This window comes from Neobacillus citreus (genome assembly GCF_018343545.2).
Classification (GTDB): Bacteria; Bacillota; Bacilli; order Bacillales; family Cytobacillaceae; genus Neobacillus; species Neobacillus citreus.
In genome coordinates, this window is sequence record NZ_JAGYPE020000039.1 from 35,925 (window position 1) to 53,347 (window position 17,423).

The window sequence follows — 17,423 nt, forward strand, 5'->3', positions numbered from 1 at the left end:
TACGGTTGAGAGAGTCTGGACTGCCGGCTGAGTAACTTGAGTTGTTTGTGGTTGAGTTGTTGTTGTAGGTGTAGTCGTAGTTGTTGGGGTGGTTCCATTTTGGGTGTTACTTGAAGTATTGCCTGGTTGGTTTCCTTGGGTGTCACCTGGTTGTTGTGTTTGACCACCAGAATTATCTCCCGACGACGGTGGATTCCCACTTCCTGGTTCTTCGGCTGGTGGGTTATTTGTATCCCCATTTCCCGGTTCCTCAACTGGTGGCTTTTCCTCATCAGGTGGTTGTACCACTGCATTGCCAACCTTTGCCCAATAAACTAATATACCGTTTCCGTTTGGATTTCCTTTGCCGTTATCGCTTAAAGTAGTATTATATTCCTTCTCTCCTAAAAATCCCTTTGCATATATAGTGCTAGGTACTTTTCCCTCAAAAGACAAATTACCGAAAAATGGTTGGTCATCATTATCTCTTACAAGTACCGCAGTGTGTTCTACCGATGAATTATCCATTGTATAATAAATGGTGAAATTCTTAATATTAACAGGTTCACCGTCTATATGGACCATAATAGTTTGTCCATTATCTGCTAGAGTTGAATGAAACCCAAAGAATAAACCTCCAATAAGCATTACAGCCAACGTCAATAAAGAAATCTTAGACTTTTTCTTCATAAAAATATCCCCCAAATAGTTTTTCTAGGAAAACCCTTATTATCTGACCCATCATGAAATATAGAATTCCCCCTTTATATTAAATTTCTTTATTTAAAATAAATTTTGTTCTATCTAAAGAACGACTAAATCTAGTATAAATGACGAACCTATAAAAATCTACTATTATTTCATTATAAAGAACGAATAATTAGTAAAAGAGACCTACTACACAGTAGGCCGGGGTTTGTTTTCCCAGTGCATAACTTCGTCTTCTTCATCAATTTCAATTTTGACATCGACTACGCCGTTTTCAGCCAGTATTTTTTCCGCCAAGCGGTCTCTAATATCATCCGCCTCGGCAACTGTAAGCTGCGGATCAACTTCTATTTCCAATTCAACATGGAGGTCTTCCCCTTCCTTAATAACAGTAATTCCTTGAATATCCTTGACATCCGGATCTGCAATAACAAGCGAGCCAATTTTGTTCTCCATTTCTTCGTCGGCTTGGCCAATTACCCCCGCTGCATTGTCCAAAAATACCCTGCCGACCACAAAAAACATCATGGCACCAATCAAAATGGAAGCTAAACCTTCGAGCCAATGGATGTTGGAAAAATGGGCAATAACAACAGCGATAATGGCCAGCAAACCGCCCATGGTTGCAACAAGGTCCTCCATAAATACAAGCTTCGTCGCCGGCTTGGCTCTGCCCAGATTGGCAAAGCTTTTAGCAAACACACTTGGACCAGTAGCCTCCATTCCAATTTCATGTAAGATCTCTTTCATGGCTTTAAAAAGAACAAATGTCTCAAGAATGGTCGCCACTCCCAAAACAATAATATTGATGATAAAACCGCCGGACGCAGTTGGATGAACCATATGGTGATAACCCTCTTTAATAGTTTCAAACGCCATAATCCCGACAATCAACACCGCGCCAAGTAAAACTAGATTGACAAGCCGGCCGAATCCGTTTGGAAATTTTTCCGTCGGGGCTTTTTTACTTAAAGCCGATCCGATAAACACAAAAAACTGGTTTGCAGCGTCCCCTAAACTATGCATGGTTTCCGCAAACATCGCTACATTTCCAGTAAACATATAAGCCACGCCTTTAATAATGGCAATAACGGTATTCACAATAGCCGCCAGCATTGCTGATTTATTACCACGTTTTAATAACTTAAATAGTTCTCCCATCCGATGTCCCCTTTTCTACTAATTCATTTTGCATTCATAACTACATTTGATAGGCTTCTAATTCCAGTTCGGGCATTATGAACGCTTTATAACTACTCTTTAACCAGAAGATTTATCTGTTCGGACATTATGAACGCTTCATAACTACTCTTTGACCAATAAATGTATCCGTTCAGGCGTTATGAACGCTTCATAACTACTCTTTGACCAATAAATGTATCCGTTCGGGCGTTATGAATGCTTTATAATTACTCTTTGACCAATAAATGTATCCGTTCGGGCGTTATGAACGGCTTCATAACTACTCTTTGACCAATAAATTTATTCGTTCGGGCGTTATGAGCGCTTCATAACTACTTTTAAGCTAAAAAAATTTTCGTTCATGCACTATGATGCTTTATAACCTTCCTTCATATAAAATTGCCTAATCTTAATATTTTCTAAAAAGGATTAATGAATGCGATAACAGAAAAATTTCCATAATGATGATAAAATAGGAGAAAAGCCGGGGGGCGGAAAATGAAGTTAGAAGAGATTATGCAGACACTCGAGGAGCTCGGTTCGGAACAAACGAAGAAGACATTTTTCAATCATGGGGCGCGTGGACCTTTATTTGGGGTAAAAGTCGGCGATTTAAAAAAGCTCGTTAAACATGTGAAAAAGAATCAAGATCTGGCACTTGCTTTATACCAAACCGGTAATAGTGATGCTATGTACCTGGCTGGTTTATCAGTTAATCCAAAATTAATTTCGAAGGAAACACTCCACTATTGGGTTCAGAAAGCTGATTGGTACATGCTTGCTGAATATACGGTTTCCGGGGTTGCGGCAGAATCTCCGTTTGCGCTCGAACTGGCCAGGGAATGGATGAAGTCTGATGAAGAAATGATTGCAGTGGCCGGATGGAGTACATATTCGAACTATCTCTCCATAACTCCTGACGAAATGCTAGATCTAGGGGAGATTCGGAGCTTGCTGCATCAGGTTGATTCAACCATCCATCAGGAGAAAAACCGCGTTCGCTATGTGATGAATGGGTTTGTTATTAGTGTCGGAGCCTATGTGACTGAACTGAATGAAGAAGCCAAAAGTGTGGCAGAGAAAATTGGTAAAGTTCAAGTTGATGTCGGCAGGACAGCTTGTAAGGTACCATTAGCAGCAGATTACATTAAAAAAGTTGAAAATCTCAATAGAATTGGTGTTAAAAGGAAGACGTGCATTTGTTAACTTGAAAGGACCCTCTATGTAATAACATTGGGGTCCGTTTTGCTTTTTTCTGCACTTTTAAAAACAAAATGTTTCTGACCTAAATAATTCATAATAGCATAAATTCCAGTCCCTATTAAAACCGCTAAATCCTTTGCAAACTCCTTCGGAAACAATGACAATTTTTCTAAAAACCAAATAGCTAGTTTCAGTCCTAAAGAGTAAGAAACAAAATAACAAATACCAATCACAATGACAAATCGGACAAGGCTGCCACCAATCGCAGCGTCGTTTTTAAAGGTGAAATTTCTGTTCAAAATAAAACTGACCCCTGCCCCGACGATATTCCCCAACAGGGTGGCCCACCAGTAGGATAAACGTAACCCGTTCAGCAGCACATACATGGTGGTTAAACCTACTATCGTATTGATGACTCCGACAATTAAAAAACGAATAAAGGAGTACTTCATTAATGAACCTCCGTATAATACTATTCAATTGTTTCTAAAATGCCCTTCAATTCGCCACCTTAAACAACAAAAACCTCCCAAGTTTAATACACGGGAGGCTACTACTTCATTTTATAAGTTTCTCAACACCATATTCAAACGGTTTGTCCGTTCAATCTTTTCTTCCTCGGATGCCAAATCATATTTTTTCAATAAATGAAACACTTCATTTAAAATGTCCTGGGTGTGTTCTTTTTCGAAAAACTGCTCAAACAATGGCTGCATATCCTCCGGTAAAAAGGCTGCCTGTGACTCGTATTTCTTTTTTACATCATCATGTGAATGGTCCAGCTTACATTCGCTCATGATATTCCCTCCTTATCAACATGTAATAAGGATACCACTTTTTCGGTAAAACAAAAAATACCCATCTATTACAAGATGCGTACTTGTCACTTTACCATATACCTAGAATTTTCTTAAAAAAAACATATAACGTTACCCAGATTGATAAACCAAACGATTTTCCGGGAATGAAATAAAATTCTCTAAATAACAAACAAACTACAATCCCAAGGACATTTGATATCAGCCCAGCATATACAATTGACTTTAGAAAAACAGGATTAAATATGTTATCTCACTCCTTCGTCACTTATTATGCTATTTATCCTAGGGCTTATTAAAGTGATCTTCTCGATATATTCATAATACCCCCGAGTAAGTATGTCTCATACCCAATTTTGGAAATATTTTGTAAAATCTATAAGTTACTACAACAACTATAGATTAAAAGAAAAACTCGGTAGTAAGAGTCCCGTACTGTACAGGCTTCTTAACACCGAGCAGTTTTTATCTCATGTTTCGTGGGCAGATTAGACAAGGTCTCTTCGCAATAAATTACGACTTCTTATTTTCTGTAACTTCCAAAACATCCAAGAGGAAAACAAATACTGGAATCCCGATAATTAACCCCCAAACTCCGAAGAAGTGCTCAGAGAAAATCAACACGATGAAGGTATAGAAAACCGGCAAATTCGTTTTCGAGCTCATTAAATTCGGGTTCAAAATATAGGCCTCGATGCCATGGATGATGGCGATGGCAATCCCGACATAAAGGACCTTCATCAGACCTCCTATACTATAGGCGATGATGGTTAGCGGAATCAAAGAAATAATGACCCCTGCTACGGGGATCAAGCCCAGCAGGAAAATCATAATCGACAAGCCGCCTAGCTGCGGGAAGTCCAGCAGCCAAAGTGAAATGGTTGTTAAAATACAGTTTACAACTGCAATAATTAATTGCGCTTCGATTACTTTACCAAACGTCCGGACAAACTTCTGCGCAAAGAATTCAATTTCAACGTAAATCGAGGCAACCTTACTCGTCTTAAATTTCCCGGTGAATTCAATCAGCCTTGGTTTTTCTAATAGGAAAAATAAACTTAATAGAAGCGCCAGCAAAACCTGCAGGCTTATTTTGCTAATGTCTGTAAAGTACTTTAAAAGGTATGTGACTCCCTGTTCCAAATAACTGGAGATTTTCACCTCATTCATTTGGCTGACAATATAATTCAGGACCACATTATCATGCTTCGATGTATAAAAAGCCGTCAGCTGTTTAATGAGGGCCGTGATTTCTCCCGCAATCATCGGCAGGTACATAACCAAGCCATAGGTGAGCAAACCGACAATCGTGGCATACGAAATAACCACCAGCAGCTTTCTATTTAGCGGGATTTTGTCTTCAATAAATTGAACGAGCCGATCCATTAAAAACGCAAATATGAAGGTCAGCAATATTAAATTAATAATTGATTTCATCGCATATAAAGCCAACGCAATCACAATGAAGATTAAGATTCTCTTGAAGCCTCTGGTCTGGTAAAGTTTATTCATCATCGGTAATTATCGAACCCCATTATGTTTTACTATAACCTTCACTAAAATTGTGAAATTTACAAATTTATTATATCAAATTTGTTTACATTTTTTCGAATTTAAATATTGGATTAAATGTGAACACATTTTTTTAAAATTGAACTGGTGGTATCGTGCTGTCAATCGCCTTACTTTCAAAGCCCTGCTGGGTTAAATAATCGAGCAGTTGCGGCAAATGGGCGAGCGTTTCTTTTTTCTCATGAAGAAGAATCACAAGCGGCCCATTGTGACCTGCCTTCGCATTAAGTTGGGCGATGACGTTGTCGATGTACCGCGCGTCTTTATAATACCAGTCTTTGCTGTCAATATTCCAATCCCACATGAAATAGCCGTTATCCTTAACAACCTGTTTATATTGAGGTGTCATATAAGGCGAGCTTCCGTATGGTGTTCTTGCTAAAAAAGAATCTACCCTAGTAATTTCCCTTAATGTATTCCGATTCTGGGTTAACTCGCCTAAAACAGAATCGGCTGAAGCATAAAATACTTCTTTCCGATGCGAGACACTATGCAGTCCCACCGCTTCTCCGGTCTGAACCATTAATTTCGCTGCATCTGGGTATTTGCGGATATTTCCATCAATCATAAAAAAAGTTCCCTTAAAATGGTGTTGCTCCAAGAGTGCAATGATGTCGCCCGATATGGCCGATGGCCCATCGTCAAATGTTAAATAAATTGTTCTTTTGCCATTTGGCTGAGCAGGCGGTTGGGCTGCTGCCGGCTGTGATGGATTTTCCTGGTCCTTCCTTTTCTCTTGTTCATTTCTAAACGCCATGGCTTTTTCCATTTGTTTTCGGATCATTTCTTTTTCCTGCTGGTCATCATGGGCCCCTTTTCCCATCATCGCAGCATTTGCCTTTTTCATAGGCTCGTTGTTTGCCTGATTAGCAGATTTGCCTGCCGCGTTTGCCTGAAAATAGTTTACGGCAAACATTCCAATGGCCAGCAGCCCAATCATGGTAAGAAGGAATACAGCCCCCCTCACCTGTCTTCTCCTCTTCAGTTTCCCCATCGTTCATCCCTCTTTGAAGGTATTTATTTTTCATCCACCATTATAGACGATTTCCCCTCCACGTTGTTACAAATCTATTAAAAATATTACAATTATATTAAAACAATTGGCAGATTAATAGATATTTAGACAAGTACTTACAAAAATCTATCCTCCTCATTGTAACTAAAAAACACTTCAAACGGGTGGAAAATCAATCAATTTTTTCCAAATGGTACAGGCAAATTCCATTTTCCTATGTCATACATATCATTGTGTGAGGATTTTCCCGTCCTTAGGGGGAAGCCGAAAGTTTTCGACATTTGGAGGTGATCTCGTGTCCGGTGGAATGAAAGCATTGCTTTACATCTTATCGTTTTTCATACCCATTATTGGAATTATATTAGGGATTATCTGGATGAATGACCAAGACATGGAGAAAAAGGCTATTGGGAAAACTTGTTTGATTTTAGGAATTGTTTCTATTGTGTTAAGTTGCATCTGTTGGTTCGCTTTGTCGGCGTTGTCATTGGCGCCTGCCTTTATGACGGGGTATTAGGGAAGGACAGATAGGGGCTGCAGACTTGTTAAAGTTTAAAAAAATAAGAACCCAACTTCTTTAGCAGGAAGGTTGGGTTCTTTTCACTAAGGAGTGATCAGTTGTGCTACAAGATATTTTGGACTTTTTCGGCCGGGCTATTTGCCACCAATTAGAGGAACGATCACTCCATGTAGACGGGAAGTCCTTGTCTATCTGTGCACGTGACACGGGGATTTACATAGGGATCTTTTCGACACATATTTATTTACATTTGGTTAAACGGAAGGTGGCTGTCACTATTCCAACCGTTAAAACGAGCTTTTTCCTTCTATTGTTTATGGTGCCTCTAATGATTGATGGTGTTGGGTCTTATGCACATTTATTTGAGAGTACAAATGCACGAAGATTGGTGACTGGGATATGTTTTGGGTGGGTGCTGCCGTACTTTGTTTATCCGATCGTTAAGGGCAAATCTCTTGAAGATACCAGTCGTCCAGTCATTAACCGTTACATAGATTTGATTGTACCTATTCTTGTAAGTGTTTGTTTAGGTATGGTTGTATTTTCGGGAATAATTCATTATCTCGTACTCAACAGCTTCATTGTTTTTATGATTATCATTTGGTTTAGTTTGTTTGCTTCATTTCTATTTTTAGGGATTTCTCTGTTAGGTCTCAAATGGACATTATCCTCTATTAGTAGTTTGATATTTTTATCATTACTATCTTTACTGCATCAATTGATAATTTCTTAACTCAGAAATTTACACTTCATTATTTATTGCATCAATTAATTCTTTGATATGTTGTAATTTCTGAGGACTCAACTGGCCCTCAGATAATTCAATTTCGACTTTTAGTTTGCTTTTTCCTGTTGGTGTTGCACTAATAGCAGTTTCATCTTCACTTTCTTTTGAAATTAGAAGTTCAACTGGTATTTCCAGCGCGCCTGATATTCTATCCAACACTTCTAATCCTGGATTAGTTTGAATCTCTCTCTCTAATAAACTTAAGTAGGACTTTGAAATACCGGTTAAAAGGCTTAGTTTAGTTATTGAATATCCTTTCTCTGTACGCAACCTTTGAAGTTTTTTTCCATCCATTTTATCTCTCCTTTATCCTGAAACTATTATCCCCACCATTCGTCTATGTTCTTCTAAATTGCCGATAATTAAACTTGATTATCCCCCAAGTCCCTTTGTGATTAAATAAATTACAAGTGGTCCTAAGATTACAATAAAAATGGAAGGGAAAATGAAGATTACCATAGGAAATAACATTTTCACCGGAGCTTTCATAGCCTGTTCACGAGCAGCCTCACGACGTTGTTCTCGAATTCTTATTGTCAAATTACCAAGCACTTTTGCCATCCCGATTCCTAGTTGGTCCGCCTGAATCAATGCAGTAATGACGCTTTGAAAAGAGTCTGAAGGTACACGCTTCTTCAACTCATAGAAAGAATCACGTCTTGATTTACCTAATTTCATATCCTCTAAAGTTTGAATAAATTCATCAGCTAAAGGACCTTTTATTTTTCTAGAAACCTCAGCTAACGCCAAATCAAGTCCCATACCAGCTTCAAGCAAAAGATTTACGGTATCAAAAAAATCTGGCATTGACCTATTGATTGCTTTGATTCTTGCTGTTTTCTTTTTACCGAGATAAAAAATCGGAATTCGAAATCCTAAAAAGGCCAATGTGATAATCATTAACCAAGCAAGCATCTTGTTTTCTGCTATTGGTAAAAGAAAAAAGAAAACAGGCAAGCTCAAACCTACACCTAGTACAATTTGAAACAATCTGAAGTCAATGGCAGACTTAAATGGGTAACCAGCATCTCTTAAAAGTGTATCTAACTTTTTCCTCTCAAGTGATGACACTCTTTTACTTAAAGCCTGAGTTCCCTTTGTCCAATACAACTCTATTAGTTTACTAAACCGTTTATTTTTTCTTTCTTTTACAGAATCTCCATTTAGTGTTGTAATAGCTTCACCAAAAAACTTATTTACTCGGTCATTAAGGACAAGTTGCTTTTTATAAACAGTTAATAGAATTGCAGTAATAATCAAGGTTAAAAAACCTATTAATAAAAATAATAAAATCATATTCAGCATTCTTTACACCTCGATTTGAATTATTTTTCGAATAAATATCCAGCCAATAATGGTTGAGATGGAAGCTATAATAAGCATCATCCAACCGAGCGGGTGCTGTAGCATTGGTGCAAAGTATTCTCTATTTACTAATGCTAAATAAAAGCCTAGGCATACAGGGATTAAGGTAATAATCCAGGAAGACATTCTTCCTTGAGCTGTTAAAGTCCTTAATTCCTCTAAAATACGAACCCTGCCTCTAATTGTTTCCTCCATCGTTTCCAACAACTCAGCTAAATTACCACCACTTCTTCTTTGTGCTAGGATTGCTCTTGCAACGACCTCCAATTCATTATTCGGTAATCTATTTACCATCTCCTCAAACACGTCTTCTATTGGAACTCCTAGCCCTGTTTGACGAACTACACGATCAAATTCTGGACCAAGTGGATCTGACATTTCTTTCCCCACAAGCTGCATCGCCTGCATGAAACTGAAGCCGGCTCTCATAGAATTTGACATCATCCCTAACACTTCAATTAACTGGTAGTTGATGTATGCTAAGCGTTTTTTTCTTTTATGTTTTATAACCATTTTAGGAATGAGAAAACCAATAACTACTGTTAAAAGAAACAGATACCACGCTGCTCCGATTAAGCTCGTAAAAGTTCCTATCCCTAATGCGCCAAGTAACCGCACTGCAAAAAATTCTTCTGGCCTCAACTTACTACCGGCTTCCATTAATAATTTTTCAGTGCTTTCACTAAATTGAACACTTCTAAATATATTTGATAAAGAAATAAATAAACGTTTAAGAAAGGATGGACCTTTTTTTCCCGGATTAACCTCTTCCTCCATATGTTGAGAGGGCAAAAATTCTTTAATACGATTGTTGATTCTGCGTTTGCTAGCATACCCGCTTAATATAAAATACATTGCAATACTTGTAACGATAACAATCAAGAATAATTCTAGTAACATTTTCATTTTTACCACTCCCCAATAAACCATGAAGCAGGGATTTTGTATCCATTTAATTCGAGCTGCTCAGTGAACTTCGGACGAATACCAGTACTAATGAAGTCACCTTCAATTTTCCCTTCAGGATTAAAACCTGTTTCTTTGAATCTAAAAATATCCTGAAGAACAATTACTTCACCTTCCATCCCTTGCACTTCGGTTATATGAGTTATTTTTCTAGTCCCATCCTTTAATCTTGATTGGTGAACAATTAAATCGATGGCACTAGCTATTTGTTCTCGGATGGCCCTTACTGGAAGGTCAAATCCAGCCATTAAAACCATTGTTTCCAAACGTGATAGTATATCTCTTGGCGAGTTAGCATGCCCCGTACTTAAACTGCCGTCATGCCCTGTATTCATCGCTTGGAGCATATCTAATGCTTCAGCACCGCGAACCTCCCCGACAACAATTCGGTCAGGGCGCATTCGTAGCGAATTCCGCACTAAATCTCGAATTTTTATTTCTCCTTTTCCCTCAATATTTGGTGGCCGTGACTCCAATGATACAATATGTTCTTGATAAAGCTTAAGCTCGGCAGCATCCTCAATTGTTACGATTCGCTCATGGTTTGGAATAAAGGACGATAGCACATTTAATGTGGAGGTCTTCCCAGAGCCTGTTCCACCACTAATAAAGATATTGAGTCTAGATTTAACACAAACTTCAAGAAACTCCGCCATCATTTCATTGACTGTACCAAAGTGAATTATATCTTTTATTGTAAATGGGGTCTCAGAGAATTTTCGGATAGTCAAACTAGGCCCTTTAAGTGCTAGAGGGGGAATGATTGCGTTTACACGCGAACCATCTGGAAGCCTGGCATCTACCATCGGTGAGCTTTCATCCACTCTTCGGCCGATTGGTGAAACAATCCTCTCTATAACACGCATAACGTGTTGATTATCAGTAAAATTAACCTGACTTCTGTATATCTTACCGTTTTTTTCATAGTAAATTTCATCAAACTTATTTACCATGACCTCACTAATTAAAGGGTTCTCTAATAATGGAGTAATTGGACCATATGCAAGTAACTCATCCTTTACGTAGTCGAGAGCTTCCTGCTTCTCTTCAAACGTCAACCTAGTACCTTCTTGCTCAAAAAAGACTTCGGCCAATTCCTCTATTTTTCTTTTCTCTGTTTCTTTACTCTGTCCTGGATATTTTTTTAGTTCCTCAAGCAGAAAATTATGGAGATTTGATTCGATGTCCCAAAAATCTTGAGATTTTTTAGGGACAGGTAACTCTAATATTTCCTTATTTAAATTATTGGTACTAGTTGCCTCTATATAACGTTTAAACAAAGACATTTCTATACCCACCTCATTTACCTACATGAAACCATTTTTTCTCTTTCTTTACTTCTATTAGTCCATCGCTTTTTTGTTCAGAAAGCTTTTCGGTAAGTTGCAAAACTGCCTTTCCAATTGTGCTTCGAGGATTTGATAGTAAATACGGCTGTCCAGTCTTTATGGAAGATGACACAATATTAAATTGATCAGGAAGAGTGTGATAAACATCTATTGATAAAATTTCTTTAATTTTCTTCATTTCAAGCCCTTGACCTTTTGAATAGCGATTCAGAACAAGTTTTACTTTATCTTTTAGATTTATAGATTCTAAAGTGTCTAAATATAGCTGACATAATCTTAGTCCAGGTATTTCATTGATTGCTAGGAGTAAGATATCATCTGTTAAATCAAGGCAACGCAGATGAATTTCGGATAAATATACTGGCATATCAATTAAGATAATATCAAATATTTTTTTTGCTTCATCAATGGCCTCTGTCATGTGTTTTTCCGAAATCCCTTCAAAAAATTCTGGCCTGAGCGGCGCAGCGAGAACAGAGACACTCCCGTCAACGAGAGTCATATATTGATTAATGGAATAATTAGGACGGGCGTATCCCTCTTTTACCCATTCATAAATGGTCCTTTTTGGCTTTACATTATAATAGATACCAACTTCTCCAAATTGGAGGTTTCCATCTATAACAGCAACTTTTTTCCCCATTTTTGCAAAGGCAACTGCAAGGTTAACTGTTAATACTGTTCTGCCCACGCCCCCCTTAGGGCTAGATACTGCAATAACCCTACATTTCTCAATTAAAAGACTAACCGTTCCTGGTTCCATGGTTGCCCGATGATGCATAAATTTCTTAGCATGTGCGACTGCTTCAGAAAGTTCTCCGATGTCATAGTTAGAACGGAGTGTATCTGAAGCCCCGTTTAACATTGCACTTTTCAAGTTTTCACTTTCTTCAGGAACAATAAGAATGATATAAACATATGGATAAAGTGCAGAAATTTCTTGGCATAGATCATATACGTTAAACCTTGTATTGGCCTCCAAAAATAGAACAGACTTCGTATTCCCCTTCAATAGAGGATGTAACATTTCAATCCTTTGGACAGACAAAAAATGATACTGCTGTTTTTCTAATATCTTTTTTATTTCTCCAGGAGGAGATTCAATATCTGAAAAATATACCCAGTTTATGCTCATTTCTTTTCCTCCTCGGTATCATCTTTTATTACTTCCCTTGTCTGCTTTATTCCGGCTTTTCCTGTTTCTATGTCTTCGGTATTTCTGAGCATTAAATAGAAACCATCTTTATCTTTTGATGCTAATCCAAGCATAACTCCTTCTTCTGGAGTAACTTCTAATGTTACTGTTTCATATTTAAGGGCCTCTTCTTTTTTGTCTGAAGATTTACCTGATGTAAGTACTTTAACATTTTCAAGTACTAATACAGCTGATTTATATTCCTTTTTTGTTGCATCATCTTTGGTCGTTTCATAAGCAATTACATCGACCATTGAATTCGGAGCAACATATCCTGAAACACCCTGTTCTAAATTTACCCTTAATGAAATAGCCCTTTTTCCTTTGCTTACATCTGCGATTGGGGTTGAAAACTCTCTTTTTAGGGCTTGTTCCTGCTTCTTTTGTTCTTCCTTTTCTTTTTGCTCTTTAACATCCTCGTTTTGTTTTACTTCATTTATTTGCGTACTAGCTGGTGTAGAAGACTTTTCTTTTGAAAAAAAACTCAGATAAACAACAAATGCCAAAAGTAATCCTAATACAAATGAAATTATCCATATCTTTTTTGTGTTCATAATATCCTCCTATATATCAAACAAGAAAGGGTTTTACTCAACAAGCTTTACCCCGTAGAGGTAATATTCTCCATTCCCTGTACCAGTACCAATTTCACCAGGTGCAATCATTTTAATAAATTGTCCATATAATTTTTTATCCTCATATTTTTCAACCCAATAGGACGCAAACCCATACACTTTTACCTCGCTAGAACCTTTAACTTCCTTCCCTTTAACATCTACCCAACCATCAATAACAACAACAGTTATAACCCTTTTACATTGGTTATCTGCCGTACTAGCACTTTGGCAATGGGGCTTATCCGCATCACTATCAATTAAATATTGAATTGCGTCACTTATTTGACCTACGCTTCCACCAGGATCGGTCCAAGCAGTTTTACCTGCTTCATAAGTTGCACCATCTTCAAATGCTTTTCTAAGATTACTATCCGATTTTAGATATCCACAATTTCCTTGAAGTGTCCCAGGATTTGTTTCCCCACAATTCAATACTTTTGCATCTGGAATGTTACTTTTATCAATAACAATAGGCGCTATGCCACTAGCCTTAGTTAAGGGACCTACTTTTGCTGTTGCTGTAGCACTTATAGGTGTGTTATCAATCCCAATTACTTTTGCAAAAGTCATAGGTACATTTATTCGTTTAAGAACCTTAATCGAATTACTAGTGTAGGTTAGGTCACTTTCTGATATTTTAAAACCATTTTTATCGGAAACGTCTATAGCTACTTCACTAGCCTTTGCTTGACTAGTACGTAGCCCTTGAGCTCCTGCTAGAACTGCAGCATCCAAAGCCTTCTGAAGCTTGCCCTTCCCGGTGTACAATCTCCCACCATCGATTACCATCGCGGTGAAGCCAAGTAAAACTACCAAAAAAATTGCAACAAATGCTAAAGCTCCACCACTTTCATCACGTAACTTTATTAAAGATGGTATTTTTCTCATATTATTCAACCCTCATAACCGTGGTATCTTTTAATGTTATTGCACCTACAATATTTCCTATTAATGGAGTAAGAAAAGTTACAGGAAATTCTATTGTTATCGTCGCATTATTTCCTGACGAACCATTGGTAACCGTTACTTGTGTAGTTGTTAAGCCAATGCTTGAGCCCTGATTAACAGCAATACTTTTAATGGTAGCCTCATCCTTTCCAATACTTGCTGCCCTAGCGGCTTCCCTTCCTGCATGGTCAATGGTTAAATAAGCATGAAAAATCCTAGCGAAATCAACTATTCCAAGAAGAATTAATACAAGCACCGGAAGAATAAGCGCAAACTCAACTAATGATTGCCCCTTTTCAGATTTCATATAAAGCTCCCCCAAATAAACGTACAAAGTGTTCCAAACACAATAGCTACTCCGTAAGGGAATGAAATACTTGAACTTTTATCTCTACTTAATAATAGAGAGACAAAATTACCCCTTAAGAAAATAATATAGAAATAAAAGGATTTAACAGAATATATAAATCCATTCTTTTTTATGATTAAGATTACAGAGATTAGGCCTCCAATTAACGCAATATAAACAAATGAATTTAAAACAAAGCTTCCCCCCATTAAAGCGCCTACCGAGGCCATTAGTTTCACATCTCCCGCTCCCATCCCCCCAAGCAAATAAGGAATAAGTAGAAGAGACAACCCCAGTAAAAAGCCCTTTCCACTAAATAGAAAGCCTTCTAAACCTTGGAATACTGCATAATAAATAAATCCGAATAGAATAGCTGGTAATGTTATTATATTTAATATTTTTCTTTTTAAAATATCGGTAATTAACGAAATTAATAATGCAATTATAAGTACAAAATAAATAATCATCCTGTTACCTCTCAGGTTATTATAGAAGGAAAGCCCTACCTATAAAAGTAGGGCCAAAACTGAACGCTCTACATTGATTAAAGTGCAGCGTCTAATTTTTCCTTTAATTTATCAAATAAATCTCCAAGCGCCCCAGTTAATACTCCAACAGCGGCTACAGCAACTACAACAACCCCAGCCAAAATCAATCCATATTCCGATAACCCTTGTCCTTCTTCTTCAACTACTAAATTTTTCATTTTCTGTAACATTTCTTTTTCCTCCTATTTGTTTATTCGTTCTATTTAAAGAACATAAATTAAATATAAAATGAATTATCTAATTTGAAAACGTCTATATTCGTTCGTTTAAACGTACTTTTTAATGTTTTTCTCATAATTACTTTAATTTTCTAATTATTCCTCAGTTTTTTGTTCTTTTTAAATTAAAAAATGTTTAATATAATGAACAAATTAACACCTTTTAAGGAAGGAGAATTAAAATGCAGAAGAAAATAATTACTTTGCCTTATCAAATTAATATGGCAGATACTTTTTTTAAAAGATTCAAAGGACTAATGTTTAGAAAAAATCCAATTACCAATGAAGGGCTATGGATTGTTCCTTGTAATGCTGTTCATATGTTTTTTATGAAATTTCCTATCGACGTTGTTCTCCTTGATAAACAAAATGAGGTTGTGGAAATTCATCATACATTGAGGCCATGGAGGATAACAAAACCCGTGAAGGAAGCATATTCAACTTTAGAACTTCCAGCAGGATCTGCAGAAGAATTAGGAATTAACGTAGGATGCATAATAAAATGCTTAATATGAACTTCGAACAGTTTGATAATCAGAGAAAAACTTTAAATCCTGCCTGAGATCAATTCTTCTTTAGGAGAATCTATTTAAAACCTGTGTTTACCAACACTGATGCAAATTGCGAAAAATAAATATTTTTCGGATTAATATTCTAAATATATTTTAAAACTTCAAACCACACCGATTTAATTTCTGTAATTAAAGCAATTTACGAAACAAAAAAGAAATGTAAAGCTGGTTCGTGGATTAGCGTATAGAAGCTATATAAGAAATACAAAATCAGCCTTTCTTGATTTTTTTGCCTTTTTTTGTTTTATAAAAATAAAAGGGGAGCTCAATCGATAGATTAAACTCCCTTTTTTATTCCTACTTATCCAGTTTATATGGTTTTTAGTTTTGCTAAACTAACAACAGAATTAGTAATTTCTTCATAAAGTTTTAAGTATAAATCATAATTTCCTTCGGAGGCTCCGTAGGTGAAAATATACGCTTTATTATTGTAAATAAAAGTTCTTTGATTCAATTTAATGTTTTTACCGCTTACTTGATTTAAGCTTATGCTTTCGTTCCATTGAATTTCACCATTTGAGTAATTTTGCTTTGATATATAATTATAACCCGTACTCCTGGTTACTACCTCAATGTATTGGTCCAACTTCATAGGTTTAGCTAGACTTTCCACTACTATATTAAGATTTGCCAGATGACTCCTGTCTAAGAAAAATGCTTTCGTTGGTAATAGTTGTTTTTCTAGTGGTATAACCGCACTGTTTTTTGGCAATTTAAAAGAAATCCCTTCAAATTCTATTATTTCCTTATCTTCAACCTTTTCCTCTGTTGCTGATACCTCTTTTTTCTCAACTTTAGTAACTTCCTGTTTCGGTTCAGGTTCAACTTTTTTACCAACTAAAGAACAGCCGGTTAATGCTACAACCTCTAACGCCAGAGAAAGTATTAAATGAATTGATTTCATATTAGCCCCCTTTTATTCGTTCTATATAACACACATTTTATAAAAATATAATAATAAAATCCATATATTTCTATTAATTATGTATAGCTACGTTCTTTTCAGTGAATTGTAATTAGAATCCATCGGAAATATTTATTTTTTCAAATCTAAAACAGTTTGGTTAAGTTAAAAATCATTGAATATTACTAGGAAAATAGTTAAAATTTTCCACACAAAGAACAAACGTGTTCTCTTAATTTAGTGGTAGAATGGGTAACTGATGCTAAAAATATAAATCACATATTATAACAGCCGAATTCCCAAGTGAAATCGGGATGAAACTTAGAAGTTCAGAACCTAAACTTAAACACTAATGATTAGATCCATAATAATGTTTCTTGAAATTTATTAAAGGTGGGCAAAGAATTGAAAAAAGCTTTATTTATACCAATAAACCTAATAATATTTACATTTTCAGTATTAACTAGTGCCATTGCTGCAAAACAAAATCCTCTAGCTAGCGGATTACAAGTCACATCCACGACAGAATATAAAAATATTATTCTAAAATTTGTAATGATTAACTCTAAAAAGCTTCCAGACAAGTACATAATTAAAAGAAACACCCT

Annotated in this window: 21 protein-coding genes and 1 pseudogene; 5 read left to right on the top strand and 17 right to left on the bottom strand. The window is 36.5% G+C overall.

The annotated features are described in order from the left end of the window. Both KHB02_RS19030 and KHB02_RS19035 read right to left on the bottom strand, forming a co-directional pair. Positions 1-669 (bottom strand): annotated as a pseudogene (locus KHB02_RS19030) (hypothetical protein); the annotation flags it as partial. 207 nt (positions 670-876) lie between these two features. Then, positions 877-1,848 (bottom strand): cation diffusion facilitator family transporter, encoded by a 972-nt coding sequence (locus KHB02_RS19035; RefSeq protein ID WP_213144281.1) that lies wholly within the window; start codon positions 1,846-1,848, stop codon positions 877-879. Between the two features lie 519 nt (positions 1,849-2,367). On the opposite strand from KHB02_RS19035, the gene KHB02_RS19040 reads away from it, so the two are divergent. Beyond that, the gene (locus tag KHB02_RS19040) at positions 2,368-3,075 is read left to right on the top strand and encodes a DNA alkylation repair protein (RefSeq protein ID WP_213144280.1); all 708 of its coding nucleotides are present in this window, start codon (positions 2,368-2,370) and stop codon (positions 3,073-3,075) included. Between the two features lie 14 nt (positions 3,076-3,089). Here KHB02_RS19040 and KHB02_RS19045 read toward each other — a convergent pair whose 3' ends face one another. From KHB02_RS19045 to KHB02_RS19060, 4 genes are all read right to left on the bottom strand, one after another. Continuing rightward, positions 3,090-3,524, bottom strand: coding sequence for a GtrA family protein (locus KHB02_RS19045; protein ID WP_213144279.1), 435 nt, complete (start codon positions 3,522-3,524; stop codon positions 3,090-3,092). A 111-nt stretch (positions 3,525-3,635) separates the two neighbouring features. Next, positions 3,636-3,869: a group-specific protein gene (locus KHB02_RS19050; protein ID WP_213144278.1), complete on the bottom strand. Its 234-nt coding sequence runs from the start codon at positions 3,867-3,869 to the stop codon at positions 3,636-3,638. 534 nt (positions 3,870-4,403) lie between these two features. Beyond that, complete coding sequence (locus KHB02_RS19055) at positions 4,404-5,405, bottom strand: AI-2E family transporter (RefSeq protein ID WP_213144277.1); 1,002 nt, start codon at positions 5,403-5,405, stop codon at positions 4,404-4,406. A gap of 130 nt (positions 5,406-5,535) precedes the next feature. Continuing rightward, positions 5,536-6,456: a polysaccharide deacetylase family protein gene (locus KHB02_RS19060; protein WP_213144276.1), complete on the bottom strand. Its 921-nt coding sequence runs from the start codon at positions 6,454-6,456 to the stop codon at positions 5,536-5,538. 316 nt (positions 6,457-6,772) lie between these two features. Between KHB02_RS19060 and KHB02_RS19065 the strand changes: the two genes are divergently transcribed. Further along, on the top strand, positions 6,773-6,994 hold the full coding sequence (locus KHB02_RS19065) for a hypothetical protein (protein ID WP_213144275.1): 222 nt from the start codon (positions 6,773-6,775) through the stop codon (positions 6,992-6,994). 103 nt (positions 6,995-7,097) lie between these two features. Continuing rightward, complete coding sequence (locus KHB02_RS19070; RefSeq protein WP_213144274.1) at positions 7,098-7,730, top strand: DUF2085 domain-containing protein; 633 nt, start codon at positions 7,098-7,100, stop codon at positions 7,728-7,730. Between the two features lie 9 nt (positions 7,731-7,739). On the opposite strand, the gene KHB02_RS19075 is transcribed toward KHB02_RS19070, so the two are convergent. The 10 genes from KHB02_RS19075 to KHB02_RS19120 all read right to left on the bottom strand — a co-directional run bounded on the left by KHB02_RS19075 (position 7,740) and on the right by KHB02_RS19120 (position 15,291). After that, a complete protein-coding gene (locus KHB02_RS19075) occupies positions 7,740-8,078 on the bottom strand; it encodes a helix-turn-helix domain-containing protein (protein ID WP_213144273.1) in 339 nt (112 codons plus the stop codon). Positions 8,079-8,156: 78 nt separating this feature from the next. Continuing rightward, on the bottom strand, positions 8,157-9,089 hold the full coding sequence (locus KHB02_RS19080) for a type II secretion system F family protein (RefSeq protein WP_213144272.1): 933 nt from the start codon (positions 9,087-9,089) through the stop codon (positions 8,157-8,159). A 3-nt stretch (positions 9,090-9,092) separates the two neighbouring features. Beyond that, positions 9,093-10,055 carry a type II secretion system F family protein gene (locus KHB02_RS19085; RefSeq protein WP_213144271.1) on the bottom strand — a complete coding sequence of 321 codons (963 nt, stop codon included), beginning with the start codon at positions 10,053-10,055 and terminating at the stop codon, positions 9,093-9,095. 2 nt (positions 10,056-10,057) lie between these two features. Beyond that, positions 10,058-11,401 (bottom strand): TadA family conjugal transfer-associated ATPase, encoded by a 1,344-nt coding sequence (locus KHB02_RS19090; protein WP_213144270.1) that lies wholly within the window; start codon positions 11,399-11,401, stop codon positions 10,058-10,060. A gap of 13 nt (positions 11,402-11,414) precedes the next feature. Beyond that, a complete protein-coding gene (locus KHB02_RS19095; RefSeq protein WP_213144269.1) occupies positions 11,415-12,599 on the bottom strand; it encodes a CpaE/TadZ family protein in 1,185 nt (394 codons plus the stop codon). Beyond that, entirely contained in the window at positions 12,596-13,213 is a 618-nt protein-coding gene (cpaB, locus tag KHB02_RS19100; RefSeq protein WP_213144268.1) for a Flp pilus assembly protein CpaB, read from the bottom strand. Before cpaB ends, KHB02_RS19095 begins: the two co-directional genes overlap by 4 nt. Positions 13,214-13,246: 33 nt before the next feature. After that, on the bottom strand, positions 13,247-14,164 hold the full coding sequence (locus tag KHB02_RS19105) for a TadE/TadG family type IV pilus assembly protein (RefSeq protein WP_213144267.1): 918 nt from the start codon (positions 14,162-14,164) through the stop codon (positions 13,247-13,249). A 1-nt stretch (position 14,165) separates the two neighbouring features. Further along, entirely contained in the window at positions 14,166-14,531 is a 366-nt protein-coding gene (locus KHB02_RS19110; RefSeq protein WP_213144266.1) for a TadE/TadG family type IV pilus assembly protein, read from the bottom strand. Further along, the gene (locus tag KHB02_RS19115) at positions 14,528-15,040 is read right to left on the bottom strand and encodes an A24 family peptidase (RefSeq protein WP_241113966.1); all 513 of its coding nucleotides are present in this window, start codon (positions 15,038-15,040) and stop codon (positions 14,528-14,530) included. The genes KHB02_RS19110 and KHB02_RS19115 overlap by 4 nt, the downstream gene beginning before the upstream one ends. A gap of 77 nt (positions 15,041-15,117) precedes the next feature. Then, complete coding sequence (locus tag KHB02_RS19120) at positions 15,118-15,291, bottom strand: Flp family type IVb pilin (protein ID WP_213144265.1); 174 nt, start codon at positions 15,289-15,291, stop codon at positions 15,118-15,120. A 230-nt stretch (positions 15,292-15,521) separates the two neighbouring features. Between KHB02_RS19120 and KHB02_RS19125 the strand changes: the two genes are divergently transcribed. Beyond that, positions 15,522-15,854: a DUF192 domain-containing protein gene (locus tag KHB02_RS19125; protein WP_213144264.1), complete on the top strand. Its 333-nt coding sequence runs from the start codon at positions 15,522-15,524 to the stop codon at positions 15,852-15,854. A 367-nt stretch (positions 15,855-16,221) separates the two neighbouring features. Here KHB02_RS19125 and KHB02_RS19130 read toward each other — a convergent pair whose 3' ends face one another. After that, positions 16,222-16,815 (bottom strand): hypothetical protein, encoded by a 594-nt coding sequence (locus KHB02_RS19130; RefSeq protein ID WP_213144263.1) that lies wholly within the window; start codon positions 16,813-16,815, stop codon positions 16,222-16,224. A 405-nt stretch (positions 16,816-17,220) separates the two neighbouring features. Here KHB02_RS19130 and KHB02_RS19135 point away from each other — a divergent pair. Continuing rightward, a partial coding sequence (locus tag KHB02_RS19135; protein WP_241113967.1) for a hypothetical protein occupies positions 17,221-17,423 on the top strand: 203 nt, incomplete at its 3' end.

Coding starts and splice junctions, on each gene's coding strand:
- KHB02_RS19035 (WP_213144281.1), bottom strand. CDS start 1,848: ATGGGAGAACTATTTAAGTTATTAAAACGTGGTAATAAATCAGCAATG.
- KHB02_RS19040 (WP_213144280.1), top strand. CDS start 2,368: ATGAAGTTAGAAGAGATTATGCAGACACTCGAGGAGCTCGGTTCGGAA.
- KHB02_RS19045 (WP_213144279.1), bottom strand. CDS start 3,524: ATGAAGTACTCCTTTATTCGTTTTTTAATTGTCGGAGTCATCAATACG.
- KHB02_RS19050 (WP_213144278.1), bottom strand. CDS start 3,869: ATGAGCGAATGTAAGCTGGACCATTCACATGATGATGTAAAAAAGAAA.
- KHB02_RS19055 (WP_213144277.1), bottom strand. CDS start 5,405: ATGATGAATAAACTTTACCAGACCAGAGGCTTCAAGAGAATCTTAATC.
- KHB02_RS19060 (WP_213144276.1), bottom strand. CDS start 6,456: ATGGGGAAACTGAAGAGGAGAAGACAGGTGAGGGGGGCTGTATTCCTT.
- KHB02_RS19075 (WP_213144273.1), bottom strand. CDS start 8,078: ATGGATGGAAAAAAACTTCAAAGGTTGCGTACAGAGAAAGGATATTCA.
- KHB02_RS19080 (WP_213144272.1), bottom strand. CDS start 9,089: ATGCTGAATATGATTTTATTATTTTTATTAATAGGTTTTTTAACCTTG.
- KHB02_RS19085 (WP_213144271.1), bottom strand. CDS start 10,055: ATGAAAATGTTACTAGAATTATTCTTGATTGTTATCGTTACAAGTATT.
- KHB02_RS19090 (WP_213144270.1), bottom strand. CDS start 11,401: ATGTCTTTGTTTAAACGTTATATAGAGGCAACTAGTACCAATAATTTA.
- KHB02_RS19095 (WP_213144269.1), bottom strand. CDS start 12,599: ATGAGCATAAACTGGGTATATTTTTCAGATATTGAATCTCCTCCTGGA.
- cpaB (WP_213144268.1), bottom strand. CDS start 13,213: ATGAACACAAAAAAGATATGGATAATTTCATTTGTATTAGGATTACTT.
- KHB02_RS19105 (WP_213144267.1), bottom strand. CDS start 14,164: ATGAGAAAAATACCATCTTTAATAAAGTTACGTGATGAAAGTGGTGGA.
- KHB02_RS19110 (WP_213144266.1), bottom strand. CDS start 14,531: ATGAAATCTGAAAAGGGGCAATCATTAGTTGAGTTTGCGCTTATTCTT.
- KHB02_RS19115 (WP_241113966.1), bottom strand. CDS start 15,040: ATGATTATTTATTTTGTACTTATAATTGCATTATTAATTTCGTTAATT.
- KHB02_RS19120 (WP_213144265.1), bottom strand. CDS start 15,291: ATGTTACAGAAAATGAAAAATTTAGTAGTTGAAGAAGAAGGACAAGGG.
- KHB02_RS19125 (WP_213144264.1), top strand. CDS start 15,522: ATGCAGAAGAAAATAATTACTTTGCCTTATCAAATTAATATGGCAGAT.
- KHB02_RS19130 (WP_213144263.1), bottom strand. CDS start 16,815: ATGAAATCAATTCATTTAATACTTTCTCTGGCGTTAGAGGTTGTAGCA.